This window comes from Photobacterium jeanii (assembly GCF_001650345.1).
Taxonomy (GTDB): Bacteria; Pseudomonadota; Gammaproteobacteria; order Enterobacterales; family Vibrionaceae; genus Photobacterium; species Photobacterium jeanii.
Genome location: NZ_LVHF01000015.1, coordinates 160,275 through 177,282, shown reverse-complemented (window position 1 = coordinate 177,282; position 17,008 = coordinate 160,275). Strand labels below are relative to the sequence as shown.

15 protein-coding genes are annotated in these 17,008 nt (G+C 49.2%); 9 read left to right on the top strand and 6 right to left on the bottom strand.

The annotated features are described in order from the left end of the window. Positions 1-35 precede the first annotated feature (35 nt). Positions 36-599 carry a PadR family transcriptional regulator gene (locus tag A3K86_RS08925; RefSeq protein WP_068330552.1) on the top strand — a complete coding sequence of 188 codons (564 nt, stop codon included), beginning with the start codon at positions 36-38 and terminating at the stop codon, positions 597-599. 128 nt (positions 600-727) lie between these two features. Here the strand turns inward: A3K86_RS08925 and metF are convergent, their stop codons facing one another. The 3 genes from metF to A3K86_RS08910 all read right to left on the bottom strand — a co-directional run bounded on the left by metF (position 728) and on the right by A3K86_RS08910 (position 5,543). Then, positions 728-1,633, bottom strand: a complete 906-nt coding sequence (gene metF, locus A3K86_RS08920; protein ID WP_068330551.1) for a methylenetetrahydrofolate reductase — start codon at positions 1,631-1,633, stop codon at positions 728-730. 332 nt (positions 1,634-1,965) lie between these two features. Continuing rightward, positions 1,966-4,377 carry a bifunctional aspartate kinase/homoserine dehydrogenase II gene (locus tag A3K86_RS08915; protein WP_068330550.1) on the bottom strand — a complete coding sequence of 804 codons (2,412 nt, stop codon included), beginning with the start codon at positions 4,375-4,377 and terminating at the stop codon, positions 1,966-1,968. Continuing rightward, complete coding sequence (locus A3K86_RS08910; protein WP_068330549.1) at positions 4,377-5,543, bottom strand: O-succinylhomoserine (thiol)-lyase; 1,167 nt, start codon at positions 5,541-5,543, stop codon at positions 4,377-4,379. The genes A3K86_RS08915 and A3K86_RS08910 overlap by 1 nt, the downstream gene beginning before the upstream one ends. 257 nt (positions 5,544-5,800) lie before the next feature. Here A3K86_RS08910 and metJ point away from each other — a divergent pair, with 257 nt between their 5' ends. Then, complete coding sequence (metJ, locus tag A3K86_RS08905) at positions 5,801-6,118, top strand: met regulon transcriptional regulator MetJ (RefSeq protein WP_068330548.1); 318 nt, start codon at positions 5,801-5,803, stop codon at positions 6,116-6,118. A 108-nt stretch (positions 6,119-6,226) separates the two neighbouring features. On the opposite strand, the gene A3K86_RS08900 is transcribed toward metJ, so the two are convergent. After that, positions 6,227-7,471: a malic enzyme-like NAD(P)-binding protein gene (locus tag A3K86_RS08900; RefSeq protein ID WP_068330547.1), complete on the bottom strand. Its 1,245-nt coding sequence runs from the start codon at positions 7,469-7,471 to the stop codon at positions 6,227-6,229. Positions 7,472-7,870: 399 nt separating this feature from the next. Continuing rightward, positions 7,871-8,083: a 50S ribosomal protein L31 gene (gene rpmE, locus A3K86_RS08895; RefSeq protein WP_068330546.1), complete on the bottom strand. Its 213-nt coding sequence runs from the start codon at positions 8,081-8,083 to the stop codon at positions 7,871-7,873. A 278-nt stretch (positions 8,084-8,361) separates the two neighbouring features. Between rpmE and priA the strand changes: the two genes are divergently transcribed. The 7 genes from priA (at position 8,362) to rraA (ending at position 16,219) form a co-directional block, all read left to right on the top strand. Then, positions 8,362-10,563 carry a primosomal protein N' gene (gene priA, locus A3K86_RS08890; RefSeq protein ID WP_068330545.1) on the top strand — a complete coding sequence of 734 codons (2,202 nt, stop codon included), beginning with the start codon at positions 8,362-8,364 and terminating at the stop codon, positions 10,561-10,563. A gap of 172 nt (positions 10,564-10,735) precedes the next feature. Continuing rightward, positions 10,736-11,743: a DNA-binding transcriptional regulator CytR gene (gene cytR, locus A3K86_RS08885; RefSeq protein ID WP_068330544.1), complete on the top strand. Its 1,008-nt coding sequence runs from the start codon at positions 10,736-10,738 to the stop codon at positions 11,741-11,743. Positions 11,744-11,920: 177 nt separating this feature from the next. After that, positions 11,921-12,508 carry an SPOR domain-containing protein gene (locus tag A3K86_RS08880; protein WP_068330543.1) on the top strand — a complete coding sequence of 196 codons (588 nt, stop codon included), beginning with the start codon at positions 11,921-11,923 and terminating at the stop codon, positions 12,506-12,508. Between the two features lie 152 nt (positions 12,509-12,660). Continuing rightward, positions 12,661-13,188: an ATP-dependent protease subunit HslV gene (gene hslV, locus A3K86_RS08875; RefSeq protein WP_068330542.1), complete on the top strand. Its 528-nt coding sequence runs from the start codon at positions 12,661-12,663 to the stop codon at positions 13,186-13,188. A gap of 10 nt (positions 13,189-13,198) precedes the next feature. Next, positions 13,199-14,530, top strand: a complete 1,332-nt coding sequence (gene hslU / locus A3K86_RS08870) for an HslU--HslV peptidase ATPase subunit (RefSeq protein ID WP_068330541.1) — start codon at positions 13,199-13,201, stop codon at positions 14,528-14,530. A gap of 186 nt (positions 14,531-14,716) precedes the next feature. After that, complete coding sequence (locus tag A3K86_RS08865; protein ID WP_068330540.1) at positions 14,717-15,625, top strand: 1,4-dihydroxy-2-naphthoate polyprenyltransferase; 909 nt, start codon at positions 14,717-14,719, stop codon at positions 15,623-15,625. A gap of 108 nt (positions 15,626-15,733) precedes the next feature. Continuing rightward, positions 15,734-16,219: a ribonuclease E activity regulator RraA gene (gene rraA, locus A3K86_RS08860; protein ID WP_068330539.1), complete on the top strand. Its 486-nt coding sequence runs from the start codon at positions 15,734-15,736 to the stop codon at positions 16,217-16,219. Positions 16,220-16,291: 72 nt separating this feature from the next. Here rraA and zapB read toward each other — a convergent pair whose 3' ends face one another. After that, the gene (zapB, locus tag A3K86_RS08855) at positions 16,292-16,534 is read right to left on the bottom strand and encodes a cell division protein ZapB (protein ID WP_068330538.1); all 243 of its coding nucleotides are present in this window, start codon (positions 16,532-16,534) and stop codon (positions 16,292-16,294) included. Positions 16,535-17,008: the final 474 nt, after the last annotated feature.

Genomic DNA, 17,008 nt, shown 5'->3' with positions numbered 1-17,008 from the left:
CGATTTTTATAATGATTTTATAGCGGATAGAAGAGATGTCACTACCACACGTTATTTTGACCGTGCTGAGCAACCGCGACGCAACGGGTTACGATATTACTAAAGAATTCTCACACAGCATCGGTTACTTTTGGAAAGCAAGCCACCAGCAGGTGTATCGCGAGCTAAACAAAATGGCAACCAATGATCAGGTAACTTGTCGCCTTGAACCACAAGATGGCAAGCCAGATCGTAAAGTTTACTCAATCACAGATCTAGGTCGCCAAGCACTGTTCGACTGGTTCCAAGAGCCAGCTCGTAACCCAACCATCCGTGATGAGTTCTCTGCAAAACTGCTTGTTTGTGGTGTTCACAATTCACTGCCAATGCAACAACAGCTTGCTGCGCTGATCGAAGAGTCACATAGTCTGGTTAACCACTACCAAGAACTAGAAAAAGTACACTTCGGTGATTACAAAAACATGAGCCGTCAAGACCGCTTAGACCGTCTGACTCTACGCCGTGGCATGCACAATCGCCAAGCGTGGATCATCTGGGCTGAAGAAGTTCTGGCTGAGCTAAAAGACATGGACAGCGAAGGTAGCTCAGTAGCACTGTAAGCGCCGACCTGTTAATGATACAAAGCCGCTCATCGAGCGGCTTTTTTATTGCTATCACGATTCATTACGCGAGCTGTCAGATCAAACACTATCCCTAAAGAGAATACTCCCCTGCACTGTTACCGCGGCTATGCCTGCGCAATCTCAACCTCAGCACGCACCCCTAACGTGTGACAAATCGCGTAAGTCAGTTCTGCGCGGTTCAGAGTGTAGAAGTGGAAATCTTTGACCCCTTCACGGCTCAGGACACGAACCATATCGATCGCATTACTTGCTCCTACCATCTGACGACTAAGTAAATCGTCTTCCAGTCCCTCATATTGCTTCTCTAGCCAGCCAGGAATTTTGACATTATTAATTTTGGCAAAGCGTTTAGCTTGAGTCATGTTAGATACCGGTAAGATGCCCGGTACGATTTCAACATCAATCCCAGCCGCCACACAGCGGTCACGAAAGCGCAGGTAGCTTTCTACATCGAAGAAAAATTGGGTAATTGCTCGACTCGCACCCGCATCAACTTTTCGTTTCAAGTTGATCAAATCCGCTTGGGCACTTTTCGCTTCAGGGTGTACTTCCGGATACGCTGCGACTGAGATATCAAACTCGGCTTCTTGACGCAAAAGCTCCACCAAATCCACCGCGTACATATCTGGCTTCCCACCTTGGGGCGGTAAATCGCCACGCAGTGCCACGATATCGCGAATACCGCTATTCCAGTAATCACGGGCAATGGTGCGTAACTCTTCGCGGCTGGCATCGATACAGGTAAGGTGGGGAGCCGCGACCAAACCGGTCTGCTCTTTGATGTCTTTGATAATGGAGTGAGTACGGTCACGCTCGCCAGAGTTAGCACCGTAAGTCACGGAAACAAATTTCGGTTTCAACGTTTTAAGGCGGTGGATCGACGCCCATAGGGTTTTCTCCATCTGCTCACTGCTTGGCGGAAAAAACTCAAACGACACATTGAGATCACCATTAAGATCGACAATGTTTTGATTAAGTGCGTCTAAGTGACTTGCGTGAGAATACCCCATAGTTCATCCCTTCTTTTCTCGGCGCCCTGGCCTCGCTATCCCTAAAAGCTAACGTCTTCAAATAACCATTTAGACGTCTATATGTCTACAGAATGTCGTGATAGTAATTTAATGTCAACCAAGTGATCATGAATATTTCTCAACATCGCATTGCATATTTTTCAAGCTAGGTCATCGCGATAATGCCCTCTTGATCAAGACTAGAACAACTGACTGGAATTAGGAGGAGAAGCCATCAAAGGCGCCAAATTAGTGAAAGAAAACAGCAAAAAAGCCACCTCGAAAAGGTGGCTATTCATGCAAAGGATGACGGCAAGTTTGCCTAACTAAATTTACAGCAAGGCGGCTAAACGATTAATGTCAGAGAGCAAGGCCCCCGCAGTCACATCACGCCCAGCCCCTGGCCCACGGATCACCAACGGGTTATCCCGATACCAACGGCTCTCGATAGCAAAGATGTTGTCACACGGTAATAAGTTCGCCAGCGCATGCTCTTTGGGTAGCGCTTCAACCCCCACCGCCGCTTTACCTTTCTTATCCAACCGCGCCACATAGCGCAGTACCTTGTCTTCTTTACTCGCTTTCGCTAACCGCTCCGCTAGCTGACGGTCAAGCTCACCAGCTTGTTCAAAGAAACCATCGAGGCTGACGGATGCCAATGCATCAGGCACCAAACTTTCAACCTTGACCTGCTCAGGCTCAATCTCTAACCCGGATTCACGCGCCAAGATCACCAGTTTGCGCATCACATCGCTACCGTCGAGATCATTTCGCGGATCTGGCTCGGTCAGCCCTTGCTGCCACGCTTGCTCAATCAGAGCAGAAAACGGCACCGAACCGTCGTATTGCTGAAACAGCCACGACAAGGTGCCAGAGAAAATACCAGACACCGCAATAATGTCATCGCCACTTTCACGCAAATCACGCACCGTATGGTTAACGGGCAGCCCAGCCCCAACGGTCGCGTTATATAACCAATGACGACTGCTCTTAGCAAAGGCATCTTGCACCGCATGATAATCATGACTCGATGCAGAACCCGCCACTTTGTTGGCCGAAATCAGATGTAACCCATTTTCCGCCACTTGTGGGTATTTAGCCGCCAATTCCGCACTGGCGGTCACATCAAGGATCACCACATCATCAAACGGGTGAGCCGCCAAGGTAGTTAACAACTCACCTTCTGCGTATTCCACCGCTTCATCATCAAAGCAGGTCAAAGCTCGTGAAGGAAGGATACCGTTATAATCAATCCAATGGCGGCGACTATCAGCCACACCCACCAAGGTAAACGTCATGCCATGGCGCTTATTGAGCTGCTCACACTCAGTTTCAAACAACTCCAACCAACGGCTGCCAATATTGCCTTTGCCGCACAACACCAAACCAATTCGCTTTTGGGCTTGGAACAAGCTTTGGTGGATCCCACCGATCAAAGTACTAGGGTCGACATGGCGTAAGATCGCCACCAGACTCAGCCCTGACTCGGCTTCAGCTAAAAACTCGACCGGTTGTCCTTTGAGTTGTTGATAAAAGCCATGACAGTGAACGGGATTATTCACCACCCCAGCGCCCACCACCGCAACCATCGCAAAGCCATCACGCAAGCGCAGTTCAGCTGCAATACCGGTATCTTGGAGTAATGCCAGCACCCCGTTAACGACTTCACTGGTATACGCCAGCAAAATCTTACCTTGGTCTTGATCGACACTTTGCGCCAATGGCGGTACTTGCCCTCGCTGTAGAGTGCGCGCTAATGCTTTTTGGATCGGTGCAAAATCGTGAGCTGACGCGATGTCCAATTCAATCACACAGACATCATCGAGCGAGGTAACAATTTTTGCCCCTCGCCCCGAAGCCAAAACACGCTCAACACGGGTTGAGCCCGATTCAGGTTGGTGACTACAACGCAGGGTTAAATCAATCGCACTTTGCGCCACCGGCTGCAAAGTACGACTGTGCAAAACAGGAGCAGCTAGACGTGCAAGTTCACTGGCTTCGTCCAAGCGCAGCAATGGCAACAAGCAAGCATCTTTAACTTGGTTCGGATCGGCGCTGTATACCCCAGCGACATCGCTCCAAATCGTCACTCGGCTGACATCCGCCAATGCACCGATCACGGTCGCAGAATAGTCTGAGCCGTTACGCCCTAGCAATACGGTTTCACCAGCTTGGTTTTGGGCCATGAAGCCAGTGATCACCACACGGCGATGCTGATGTTGCACCAACTGTTGCTGTAATAACGGGCGCGATGCTGCACAATCCACTTCAGGCTGAGCGGCTTGCTCGGCACGAAGAAAACTTCGCGAATCGAGGTGGCACGCTGCCATCTCATTACTTGCAAGCACTGCCGCGAGCAAGCGCGCAGACCACAACTCGCCATGACCAAGTACTTTGGCTTGTTCTTCAGTGGTCAAGGTCGTGGGATCGAGCGCTGAGAGTGCACTGAGCTCTAAGTGAAGTTGAGTTAAGAGTTCATCGGCAGCGTCTTCTGATAACAAGTCTTCAATCAGCGCTTGCTGATAAAGACGCAATTCTTGCAGCGCTTCATGAGCATGGCGACCGTCTTTGGTGAGTAGCGCAAGCCATTCAATCAGACGATTAGTTGTTTTTCCGGCTGCCGAGACGACGATCAAATCATCGGCAGCCGAGTAATTTTGCAAGATGTTAGCCACCCGGCGGTAACACTCAGCATCCGCCAAGCTACTACCACCGAATTTATGCAATTGACGAGAATGAGTCATTACGCCGCCCCCTCCGCTTGTACGAAAGCTTGTGCTAAGTCAGAAATCAGATCGGCCGGATCTTCCAACCCAACCGACAGGCGTAGCAATGAGGTTTTGATCCCCGCTTCCGCTTGCGCTTCATCGCTCATAGCACGGTGAGTCATGCTCGACGGATGCGCGATCAGACTCTCAGTTCCACCTAAGGATTCTGCCAGCGAGAAACATTTCAGTGCTTTAACAAACACTTCGAGTTGACGGTGACTGCCAGCCAATTCAAAGCTGATCATCGAACCAAAACCTTTTTGCTGGCGCTTGGCAATCTCATGCCCTGGATGCTCTGGCAAGCTTGGGTGATAAATTGCGCTCACTTGCGGGTGGCGTTGCAAAAACTCAAGTACTTGAGCGCCATTCTCTTCGTGCATTTTCATTCGTGGCACCAAGGTTCGCAGCCCACGCAAGGTGAGATAGGCATCAAACGGCGCCCCTGTTGCCCCAATGCAGTTTGCCCACCATGCAATGTTCTCAGCATGTTCGCTATCGGCAGAAATCAAAATTCCACCCACCACATCAGAATGACCATTGATATATTTCGTGGTTGAATGCACCACAAAATCAGCCCCGAGCGCGATAGGCTGTTGTAATACTGGAGATAAGAAAGTGTTATCGACCGCCACTAGCGTCCCCGCCGCTTTGGCTTGCTGGCAGAGCTTGGCCACATCGACCACCCTCAGCAGTGGGTTTGACGGTGTTTCGAGCCAAATGATTTTCGGCTTTTTGGCGAACGCCGCCGCCAATGCTTGTGGATCGGACTGATCAACAAACTCAACCTGAAAGTCACCTTTGTTCGCCCGCGTACTAAATAAACGGTAAGTGCCACCATAACAATCGTGCGGTGCTATGATCAGATCGTCCGGACCTAATAATGCCGATACAAGGAGGTTAATCGCCGCGGTACCACAACTGGTGACCACCCCACCCGCACCACCTTCGAGTTCGGTCAACGCATCAGCCAACATGTTGCGACTTGGGTTACCCGAGCGAGAATAATCGTATTGCGGAACTTCCCCTAACTGTGGAAAACTGTAGGTTGAAGTGAGATAAATCGGTGGTACCACAGCGTGGTGTTGGCTGTCGGATTCAATGCCGGTACGTACAGCAATAGTGGCAAGCTTCTTGTCACTCATAATTCCCTTCCTTGTCTCGGTCAGTGGCCGAATTAAATTCCTAGCACCACCTTAACGATTACGCAAAAAGACGTCAACACTTCTAGACGTCTATATGTCTTTGCTTATGGCGGTAAATATCGCTAAAATTCAGGCAAACATTAATTATGACTCACTGCCTTACTCGCAGTTATTTCGTGAACCACCAAGCTTGCAATGTCTTTACGGTGGGAAATAACCTGAGCGGCGGTAACAACAACACGCTGAGAAGGTAAAACATGGCAGAGTGGAACGGCGAGTACATCAGTCCCTACGCAGAGCACGGTAAGAAAAACGAACAAGTAAAGAAGATCACCGTGTCGATTCCATTGAAGGTACTCAAAATCCTGACTGATGAGCGCACCCGTCGTCAGGTGAACAACCTACGCCATGCGACAAATAGTGAATTATTGTGTGAAGCATTTCTTCATGCTTATACAGGTCAACCGTTACCAACAGATGACGATATTCGTAAAGATCGCCCTGACGACTTACCAGCTGAAGCCAAAGCGCTGATGGAAGAAATGGGCATCACCTACGAAGACATCAACGAATAAGCTCTGACAGGTACAAAAAAACCAGCCGCTTGGCTGGTTTTTTTATCGCTACAGCTTGGTCATAAGCGAGTGATAACTCGCTCATTCGCTTTCGCTGTTATGCCATCGTTACGCCATGTAATTGTTTGGCATCTCGATTTGCGCTACGCCTGAATCAACCGCAGCTTGTGCTACCGCTTTAGCAACTCGTGGCAATAAACGTGGGTCCATTGGCTTAGGAATGATGTAATCAGGACCAAAGCTTAGGCTATCCACACCCGCAGCCGTTAGCACTTCTTGTGGCACTGGCTCTTTCGCTAGTTCACGAATAGCGTCAACCGCTGCTAGTTTCATTTCATCGTTAATTTGGCTCGCACGTACATCCAGCGCGCCACGGAAGATGAATGGGAAACACAGTACGTTATTTACTTGGTTCGGGTAGTCAGAACGACCAGTACCCATGATCAAATCGTTACGCACTTGGTGTGCTAGCTCAGGTTTGATTTCTGGATCTGGGTTCGAACAAGCAAACACAACAGGCTTATCAGCCATCAGTTTCAGCGCTTCCGGTGCCAGTAGATCTGGGCCAGATACACCAACAAAGATATCCGCACCTTCAATCACATCTTCCAAGGTACGCTTGTCAGTGTTATTAGCGAACAGTTGTTTGTATTCGTTGATGTCATCACGACGAGTATGGATCACACCTTTACGGTCCAGCATGTAGATCTTCTCACGCTGCGCGCCACATTTGATCAGTAGCTCCATACAAGCCACAGCTGCCGCACCCGCGCCAAGACACACAATCACAGACTCAGCGATGTTTTTGCCTTGTAGCTCAAGTGCATTCAGCATACCTGCCGCAGTTACAATCGCAGTACCGTGCTGGTCATCGTGGAATACAGGCACGTTACAACGCTCAATCAGACGTTTTTCGATCTCAAAACAATCCGGTGCTTTGATATCTTCTAAGTTAATGCCACCAAAGGTGTCAGAGATGTTAGCAACGGTATCAACGAACTCATCGATAGTGCGGTGTTTCACTTCGATATCGATCGAGTCTAGACCTGCAAAACGCTTAAATAGCAGCGATTTACCTTCCATTACTGGTTTTGAAGCCAGTGGGCCCAAGTTACCTAAACCAAGGATCGCAGTACCGTTAGTGATAACCGCAACCATGTTGCCTTTACCTGTGTACTTGTACACGTTGTCAGCATTCTGAGCGATTTCACGCACTGGCTCAGCAACACCCGGGCTGTAGGCTAGCGCTAAGTCTTCTACCGTGTCGGCAGGTTTCGTTAGAGAAATTGCAGTTTTGCCTGGTACTGGGTATGCGTGGTAGTGCAGCGCTTGTTGGCGAAAATCTTCAGACATGATGTTCTGGTCCTGAATGATAATAAGGAAAGTACAACTTTGAACCGTTTTTAGATGGTGAATGAAAACGATTCTTAGTATTTCGTGCGACCCAGATCATATTCTATAGCACGTGAAAATCCTAGCGCTGACCAGCTGGTCGAGCCAAGAGAATTGCGATTTTCGCTAACAATATTTAAAAAATGGGTAGAAAACGTGTCACAAAATTGCAATCCCGATTTCCAAACAGGATAAAAAGCTAATACCCCTATTTTAGACATGGATTTTGGCAGCAAAAACAAGTGAAGTAATAATTCCAATCGGAAACGGGGTTATGCGTGGAAGGTAAGAAAAACGCAGAAAGGCAGAAAACAAAAAGGGACGCGAATGCGTCCCTTTTGGCGATATTTATCAGGCAAATTACTTGCTTGAAAGCGCACCGAAACGCTTGTTGAATTTGTCGATACGACCACCAGTGCTAACTTGACGTTGCTTACCAGTGTAGAATGGGTGACATTTGTCACAAACATCAAGGTTGATGTCTTTGCCCATTGTAGAGTTAAATTCAAATGTGTTACCGCAAGAGCAACGAGCGCTTACAGCTTTGTATTCTGGGTGAATACCTACTTTCATGGGATAACCTCAGGTTAAGGCCGTGTCGCTCTCCCGATCCAAAGCCGGGCACCACACGCGTTAATAAAATAGTTACCGCACTAGGCGATAAATTAGGCGGCGTATAGTAATCAATCTACCCTGTGAGATCAACCAATGTTGGTCGTTTTCACAAGAAAAGTGTCCATCCATTTCTTATTGTAGAAGAAAGCCGATCACTCACAGCAGTTGGGATACGTCCCGTGGCAAGGTACACTGCCTATCCTTATTGCTCTAGCTTTGCGAATGTGCGGTTTATCATGACGCTCGATATAGCCCAAGTGGCGCTGCCTGTCCCATTGGACAAAACCTTTGATTACCTTATCAAACCCGACACTCACCCTGTTGTTGGTGGACGCGTACGCGTGCCGTTTGGGCGTCAGCATTTGGTGGGAATAGTGGTAGGCTTAAGCGATCACAGCAGCTTTCCGCGCGAGCAATTAAAACCGTTAGGCGCAGTGCTTGATAGTACCCCTTTGTGGCCTAACGCTCTGTTTGGTCTGTTGAAATGGGCCAGTCAGTATTACCAATACCCAATGGGTGATACCTTGGCAAACGCCATGCCAGCCCTGCTGCGCAAAGGACGTGAAGCCTCCCCTGCCGCCTTAAAAAGCTGGGCTTTAACCGAGACCGGACGCGAGCAACCGTTAACCAGCCTCAAGCGTGCGCCGCGTCAGGCGCAGGTGTTGACGGTATTACAACAAGGCACCACCAGCCATGAGCACTTGCTCGCCCAAGAGATCACCTCGGCGACGTTAAAAACCTTGAGCGAAAAAGGCTGGATTGAAGAAGTCATTGAGCAGCCGAAAGCCAAACTTTGGCAACGCGACTTTGCAGTCACCGAAGAAAAACCACGTCTTAACGAAGAGCAAGCGTTGGCAATTGCGACCGTCAATAGTCACCAAGGTTACGGCTGTTATCTGCTAGAAGGGGTCACAGGTTCAGGGAAAACCGAGGTCTACCTTAACTTATTAGAACCAATATTAGCCGCTGGCAAACAAGCCCTGATTTTGGTGCCAGAAATTGGCTTAACACCGCAAACCATCAACCGTTTTAAGCGCCGTTTTAATGTGCCGTTAGAGACCATCCACTCAGGGCTCAACGACACCGAACGTTTGTCCGCTTGGCTTGCCGGGCGCGATAACCAAGCTGGGATCATCATCGGCACCCGCTCAGCCTTGTTTACCCCATTTGCCAACCTCGGCATCATTATTGTTGATGAAGAGCACGACGCCTCGTACAAACAGCAAGATAGCCTGCGTTATCATGCCCGCGATATCGCGGTTCTGCGTGCCAACAAAGAAAATATTCCCGTGGTATTGGGCTCAGCAACCCCCGCGCTGGAAAGCTTACACAACGCCAAAACCGCCAAATATCACCACCTGACTTTGACGCGTCGAGCGGGCAACGCACAAAAGGCACGTCATGGGGTGCTCGATATCAAAGGACTGTATTTGGAATCGGGTCTGTCGGCGCCATTGATCGCCCAAATGCGCAAGCACCTTGCGGCGGGCAATCAAGTCATGCTGTTTCTCAACCGCCGTGGTTTCTCGCCAGCCATTATGTGCCACGAATGTGGCTGGCTCGCGGACTGTAAACGCTGTGATGTTCACTACACCTTCCACCAGCAAACCGGAGAGCTGCGTTGTCACCATTGCGGTGGACAACGCCCTGTCATGCATCAATGTGGCGGCTGTGGTTCCACCCAGTTAATTCCGGTAGGCGTCGGCACCGAGCAGCTTGAACAGCAACTGGCGACCTTATTCCCTGAATACAAAACCGTGCGCATCGATCGCGATAGTACCCGTCGTAAAGGTGCATTAGAGAACTACCTCGAAGCGATCCGCAATAACGAATACCAAATTCTGATCGGCACCCAAATGCTTGCCAAAGGCCACCACTTTCCCAATGTGACCTTGGTCGCCCTCATCGATGTCGACAGCGCCTTGTTCAGCAATGACTTTCGCGCTTCAGAACGCTTAGCCCAACTCTTTATTCAAGTCGCGGGTCGGGCAGGACGTGCCAGCAAACCGGGGGAAGTCTTACTGCAGACCCACCACCCTGACCATGCTCTGCTACAAGACCTGCTGCACAAAGGCTACGACAGCTTTGCGACCACGGCACTGAACGAGCGCAAACAAGCGTGGCTCCCGCCTTACACTTACTTGGCGTTATTACGAGCAGAAGCCAACGACAACGATCAAGTGCTGCAATTTTTGCAACAGGTTCGCAATACCTTTGAAGCCAGTCCGCACTTTTCGCCAGATGTCTGCATTTTAGGGCCCAATCCGGCTCCGCTAACCCGCCGAGCAGGGCGCTATCGTTGGCAATTATTACTCCAAGCGCCAGACCGCAAAACCTTGCAGCATATGCTTGCTGTCGCCAAACCAATGGTACAATTGCTGCCACTCGCAAAAAAAGTTCGCTGGTCGATAGACGTCGAGCCACAAGATTTGACTTAAAATAGGTAATGCGACATAGATCACACAGTGAATGTAATTTATGCTACTACAGGCATGTTTAAATTTAATCGAAGTGCCTACAATATCCACCTTGTCGGTTTAGGTATCTGCCCCTTTTGGCTATGATCCTCCGGCATCGTTATGAGAGAAATCATAGAGAGGAAGTGCAACTATGGCGACAATGAAGGATGTTGCCCAGCTTGCCGGTGTATCGACGGCTACGGTATCTCGTGCCTTGATGAACCCGGAAAAAGTGTCGGCTTCAACCCGCAAAAAGGTTGAGCAAGCTGTCATGGAAGCTGGTTATTCACCGAATTCACTAGCAAGAAATCTCCGCCGAAACGAATCCAAAACTATCGTAACCATAGTTCCTGATATTTGTGATCCATACTACAGCGAATTGATCCGCGGGATCGAAGAAGCTGCCATGGAGCATGGCTATCTGGTACTACTAGGCGATAGCGGTCAGCAAAAAAACCGCGAAAACTCATTTGTTAACTTGGTGTTCACCAAGCAAGCCGACGGCATGCTGCTACTCGGTACCGACTTACCGTTTGATGTCAGCAAACCCGAGCAGAAAAACCTGCCACCTTTGGTGATGGCTTGTGAATACTCTCCCGAGTTAGAACTGCCAACGGTTCAAATCGACAACCTCACCGCCGCATTTGAAGCCGTTAATTACCTCACGCAAATGGGTCACCAGCGCATCGCGCAAATTTCAGGTCCTGATGCAGCACCGTTATGTCATTTCCGTGCCCAAGGTTATCAGCAAGCCCTTCGCCGTGCTGGGGTTGAGTTAAATCCCGCTTATACCGTGAAAGGCGACTTCTCGTTTGCTTCAGGCGCCCGTGCCGTCACCGCCCTACTGTCATTACCTGAGCCACCGACGGCTCTATTCTGTCACAGCGATGTGATGGCAATTGGTGCGATGCAGCAAGCCAAGCGTCTAGGGTTACGTGTACCGCAAGATATTTCCATTGTCGGCTTCGACGACATTCAATTTGCCGAATACTGCGATCCACCGTTAACCACGGTTTCCCAACCACGTTACGAGATCGGACGACAAGCTATGCTCATGCTGCTTGAGCTGCTCAAAGGCAAGGATGTTCAAGCCGGTTCTCGTCTTTTAGATGCAAAATTGGTGATCCGCGAAAGTGCAGCGCCACCACCGCCAGCATAATGTGACCAAAGAATAACCACCTACCAACAAATGTGAGCTTAGCGTTTTGGGCATAAGCTCACATTTTTCATGTCATTTCCTGCTTTCATTCCGCGCTAAATTGACTCTGCTACTAGTCAGTCTCCAGTCAAGTTTGTACCATAGAGCCATCGATTCACCCTTTGTACTGTCAGTATTGTGGCCACCAGAGATTATGTAAAACGCGGTCGAGGACCGAAGAAAGCGACCAATAGTCGTCGTAAAAACCCACCAAGGTCTTCATTCCCAGTGAAATGGGCCATCATCGCCGTGATGTTAGTCGGTGCACTTGGCTACGGGCTGTACTTTCTTGCCAGCGAGCCTGCGCCAGCACAGCCAAAACCGGTGAAACAAGAAGTTGTAAAACCTAAACCAAAGCCAGTATCCAAGCCGAAGCCTCAACCTAAGCCGAAAGCGACTTTACCGCCGAAGCCGGAAGAAAAATGGCGCTACATCGAAGAGCTGGAAAACAAAGAGGTGAAGGTTGAAACCAAGAAAGAGCAAAAACCATCACGCCCTTATCTGATGCAGTGCGGCGCTTACCGCAGTATGGCACAAGCCGAAGAGCGTAAAGCCATGATTGCTTTCCAAGGGTTAACCAGCCAAATTAAAATATCGCAAGGTGAAAAAGGCAGTTGGCACCGCGTCATACTTGGCCCTTACCCGCAAAAGCGTAAAGCCGAAAGCGATCGTAACCGCCTTCGCCGTGCTGGCATCGAACCATGCGCCATTTGGTTCTGGGAATAAACCCGCTCAACCCCACAGAAAAAGGATGCCTCGGCATCCTTTTTTATATCCCATTATTATACGTACCTTGAATTTTGTTCCGGCCAACCCAAGATTAAACAGTAACATTGAAACCGGCTCTCAATGCCGGCGCAACCCAAAGAGGTTTCCCCGTGACAACTATTGTATCTGTACGTCGAAACGGAAAAGTCGTGATCGCTGGTGATGGTCAAGTATCCCTTGGCAATACAGTGATGAAAGGTAATGCGCGCAAAGTTCGCCGCCTTTACAACAACAAAGTGCTAGCAGGTTTTGCTGGCGGTACGGCTGATGCCTTCACCCTATTCGAGCGTTTTGAGCGTAAGCTGGAAATGCACCAAGGTCACCTGCTGAAATCAGCGGTTGAACTAGCTAAAGATTGGCGTACCGACCGTGCGCTGCGCAAACTCGAAGCTCTATTGGCCGTGGCCGATGAAACGGGCTCATTGATCATCACAGGTAATGGCGACGTGGTTCAGCCGGAAAACGATCTGATTGCGATCGGCTCAGGTGGTAACTTCGCACAAGCAGCGGCAACAGCCCTACTTGAAAACACAGAACTGGATGCACGTGAAATCGCGGAAAAATCGCTGAAAATTGCGGGCGATATCTGTGTGTTTACCAACCACCACCACACCATTGAAGAACTAGAAACCAAATAAGGACGTTACCATGTCTGAGATGACTCCTCGCGAGATTGTTCACGAACTTGACCGCCATATTATCGGCCAAGACAAAGCTAAACGCGCCGTTGCTATTGCCCTACGTAACCGCTGGCGCCGTATGCAGCTTCCAGAAGAGCTGCGCGTTGAAGTAACCCCAAAAAACATTCTGATGATCGGTCCAACGGGTGTGGGTAAAACCGAGATCGCACGTCGCCTAGCGAAACTGGCTAACGCGCCATTCATCAAGGTAGAAGCGACCAAGTTCACCGAAGTGGGCTATGTGGGTAAAGAAGTAGAAACCATCATTCGCGATCTGACTGACGTTGCCGTGAAGATGACCCACCAACAAGCGATGGAAAAAGTAAAATTCCGCGCAGAAGAACAAGCTGAAGACCGCATTCTCGATATCCTGCTACCACCAGCACGCGATGCCTGGGGTCAGAATGAAGAGAGCGATACGAACTCTTCGACGCGTCAATCTTTCCGCAAGAAACTGCGCGAAGGTAAATTGGACGACAAAGAAATCGAAATCGATATCGCAGCCCCGCAGATGGGCGTTGAGATCATGGCGCCTCCAGGCATGGAAGACATGACCAACCAACTGCAAGGCATGTTCCAAAACTTGGCGGGTAACACCACCAAGAAGCGTAAGATGAAAATCAAAGATGCGATGAAAGCGGCGACCGAAGAAGAAGCGGCGAAGCTAGTTAACCAAGAAGAGCTAAAAGAACAAGCGATCTTCGCGGTTGAAAATAACGGTATCGTATTCTTAGACGAAATCGACAAGATTTGTAAGCGTGGCGAATCATCAGGTCCTGACGTATCTCGCGAAGGTGTACAGCGCGACCTACTGCCATTGGTAGAAGGCAGCACAGTATCAACCAAGCACGGTATGGTGAAAACTGACCACATCCTATTCGTGGCATCGGGCGCTTTCCAAGTGGCGAAACCATCGGATCTGATCCCTGAGCTGCAAGGTCGTCTACCAATCCGTGTTGAACTAGAAGCCCTAACCAGCGGCGATTTCAAACGTATCCTGACTGAGCCAAACGCGTCACTGACCGAGCAATACCGTGCGCTAATGGAAACCGAATCGGTGAACATTGAATTTACTGAAGACGGTATCAACAAGCTCGCAGATGCAGCATGGCAAGTGAACGAGCGTACTGAAAACATTGGTGCACGTCGTCTTCACACTGTGATGGAACGTCTGATGGAAGAGCTGTCGTTTGATGCGACTGAAAAATCAGGCGATAAGATCGTGATTGATGCTGAATACGTGAGTCAGCGTCTTGGTGAATTGGTTGAAGACGAAGATCTTAGCCGCTTCATCTTGTAATCACGGTCTCATAAACCATGATAACGGTGCACTTCGGTGCGCCGTTTTTTTTGCGCTACCTCTGACTCTCCCAACCTACGACCTAACTCACAAATTTTGTTCTGAAACAAACATTGTTGCGATAAATTTGCCCAGCGACGGAATTGCGCCATAATAGCGATTCAACTGTTTGCTAAGTACGACATTATGAAAACATCTTCTTCACTCGCGATTTGGTTAGATGCCGCCCGCCCAAAAACTTTACCTTTGGCGATCGCATCTATCGTATGTGGTAGCGCGGTGGCAGGATGGCAAGGAAGTTTTTCTGCTTCAATTTCAGCGCTGGCGTTACTAACCGCGCTGTTGCTCCAAATTCTCTCTAACCTGGCTAACGACTATGGCGACGCTGTCAAAGGAACCGACAACGACAACCGCCTGGGACCAACTCGAGCCATTCAAGCTGGCTTGGTGACCCCAAAGGCGATGCGCAAAGCCATGGTGGTGAATATCATCCTCACCGTCGCAAGCGGCCTGAGCTTGATTTTCCTTGCCTGTAATAACCTGCAAGATATTTTCGGCTTCATGTTACTCGGGCTAATGGCGATTGCAGCCTCGATTGCTTACACCGTTGGTAACAAGCCTTACGGCTACCGTGGTCTGGGCGATTTATCTGTACTGATGTTCTTTGGCTGGCTGGGTGTAGCAGGAACCTACTACCTGCAAGCAGGCACCATAGATTCAGTGATCATGCTGCCGGCGACCGCTTGTGGTTTATTGGCGGTAGGAGTGTTGAACATCAATAACCTACGCGATATCGACAACGACCGCGCCTGTGGCAAGCTCACCCTTGCTGTGCGCATGGGACCTGACTGGGGACGTAAATACCACCTGTTCCTACTCGGCGGTAGCATGCTGTGTTTGGCTCTGTTTGCGCTGTTAGAAATGCACTCACCATTTGGGTGGTTGTTCATCCTCGGCACACCATTACTGTTTAGTCACGGTAAAAAGGTGTTGCAATCAGCCGATGGTGCCGCCTTACGCCCAATGATGGCCACTATGGTGAAATGTGCCCTACTGACCAACCTGCTATTTGCTGCAGGTGTGATGCTAGCCTAGTTTGCACGCTCAAGGGTTATTGCAATGACCCTTGAGCTGGTTATACTTTCAACAAGTTAGAACAAATTGTCTAACCCAGATCCTTTCGCCACAACAAGAAGTGAACTTATGGAATATAACACCTCAGAGCTATGCGATATCTATCTCGATAAAGTAGATGTAGTGGAGCCAATGTTCAGCTCTTATGGCGGTCGCAGCTCGTTTGGCGGCCAAGTTACCACTGTAAAATGCTTTGAAGACAACGGTCTTATCAATACGGTGCTAGAACAACCGGGAGCAGGTCGCGTATTGCTGATCGACGGTGGTGGTTCACTGCGTCGTGCTTTGATCGATATTGAGCTTGCCCAACTGGCAGCCGATAACGAATGGGAAGGCTTGATTGTTTACGGTAGCGTGCGCCATGTCGATGAGCTTGATGAACTTGATCTTGGCATTCAAGCGCTGGCATCAATTCCAGTAGGGGCTGACGAGCAAGGTGTTGGCGAAGTGGATGTGGCGGTGAATTTTGGTGGGGTGACATTCTTACCAGAAGATCACATCTATGCAGATAACACAGGCGTTATCCTTTCTCCTGAACCGCTAGACATCGATTAATCCTCTCATTCGACCCTAGCGAAAAGGCCATGCAGCTCAGTACCAGCTGCGCTGCATGGTGAACAGCTCGACTTACTCTACGCTATCCATCTTACCTAGAAGATTACGTACACGCTCTTGCCATGCATTATGGTCGTTACGTAGTTTCTCGTTGTCTTGTACTAGCTCTTCGCGACCTGAACGTAATTCTTGCGCTTCCATTGCTAGAGTTTCATTTTTTTCTTTTAGTTCTTCAATTTCCATTTGTAGTAGAGAAATTGTATCAACCGCACTTTGTACTTTTGATTCTAGCTTTTCCAACATTTCTAATGACATAAAGTTCACCTGATTATGGGCTCGTCCGCATCGCCTCAACCCTGATAAGACGGGGCACGAGCGTGTTTGATACGCGATGTTGAAATCTATTCTAACCACGCAACGGCTATCAAGCATCCCCTATTCCTGTGCTTTTTTGCAAGCGGTCAAAAAACAAACAAATTTAATAGAATTTTTGCATAGAAGCTGATCGCGCTATCCAAACCTCAATATGACCGATATCGCGCAATCCCTGCCATGATGCGGTTTGCATGTTCATCCACTTCAACCTTATTGACCTTTTTATTATCCAACTGCATGAATAGGCACTATTGGGGCAGGATTAATTCGAAAAATAACCGTGACACAATGCGTAGAATTGCGATCTTAATCTATTTTCATGCACCGTGAGCGTGCTACTTTTGAGCTTGATCGTATCTCTCTTGGATTTATCCAAGATTTGCCCAGTCTGGCACATCCGACCTAATTTAGGTC

Coding starts and splice junctions, on each gene's coding strand:
- A3K86_RS08925 (WP_068330552.1), top strand. CDS start 36: ATGTCACTACCACACGTTATTTTGACCGTGCTGAGCAACCGCGACGCA.
- metF (WP_068330551.1), bottom strand. CDS start 1,633: ATGGGGTATTCTCACGCAAGTCACTTAGACGCACTTAATCAAAACATT.
- A3K86_RS08915 (WP_068330550.1), bottom strand. CDS start 4,377: ATGACTCATTCTCGTCAATTGCATAAATTCGGTGGTAGTAGCTTGGCG.
- A3K86_RS08910 (WP_068330549.1), bottom strand. CDS start 5,543: ATGAGTGACAAGAAGCTTGCCACTATTGCTGTACGTACCGGCATTGAA.
- metJ (WP_068330548.1), top strand. CDS start 5,801: ATGGCAGAGTGGAACGGCGAGTACATCAGTCCCTACGCAGAGCACGGT.
- A3K86_RS08900 (WP_068330547.1), bottom strand. CDS start 7,471: ATGTCTGAAGATTTTCGCCAACAAGCGCTGCACTACCACGCATACCCA.
- rpmE (WP_068330546.1), bottom strand. CDS start 8,083: ATGAAAGTAGGTATTCACCCAGAATACAAAGCTGTAAGCGCTCGTTGC.
- priA (WP_068330545.1), top strand. CDS start 8,362: ATGACGCTCGATATAGCCCAAGTGGCGCTGCCTGTCCCATTGGACAAA.
- cytR (WP_068330544.1), top strand. CDS start 10,736: ATGGCGACAATGAAGGATGTTGCCCAGCTTGCCGGTGTATCGACGGCT.
- hslU (WP_068330541.1), top strand. CDS start 13,199: ATGTCTGAGATGACTCCTCGCGAGATTGTTCACGAACTTGACCGCCAT.
- A3K86_RS08865 (WP_068330540.1), top strand. CDS start 14,717: ATGAAAACATCTTCTTCACTCGCGATTTGGTTAGATGCCGCCCGCCCA.
- rraA (WP_068330539.1), top strand. CDS start 15,734: ATGGAATATAACACCTCAGAGCTATGCGATATCTATCTCGATAAAGTA.
- zapB (WP_068330538.1), bottom strand. CDS start 16,534: ATGTCATTAGAAATGTTGGAAAAGCTAGAATCAAAAGTACAAAGTGCG.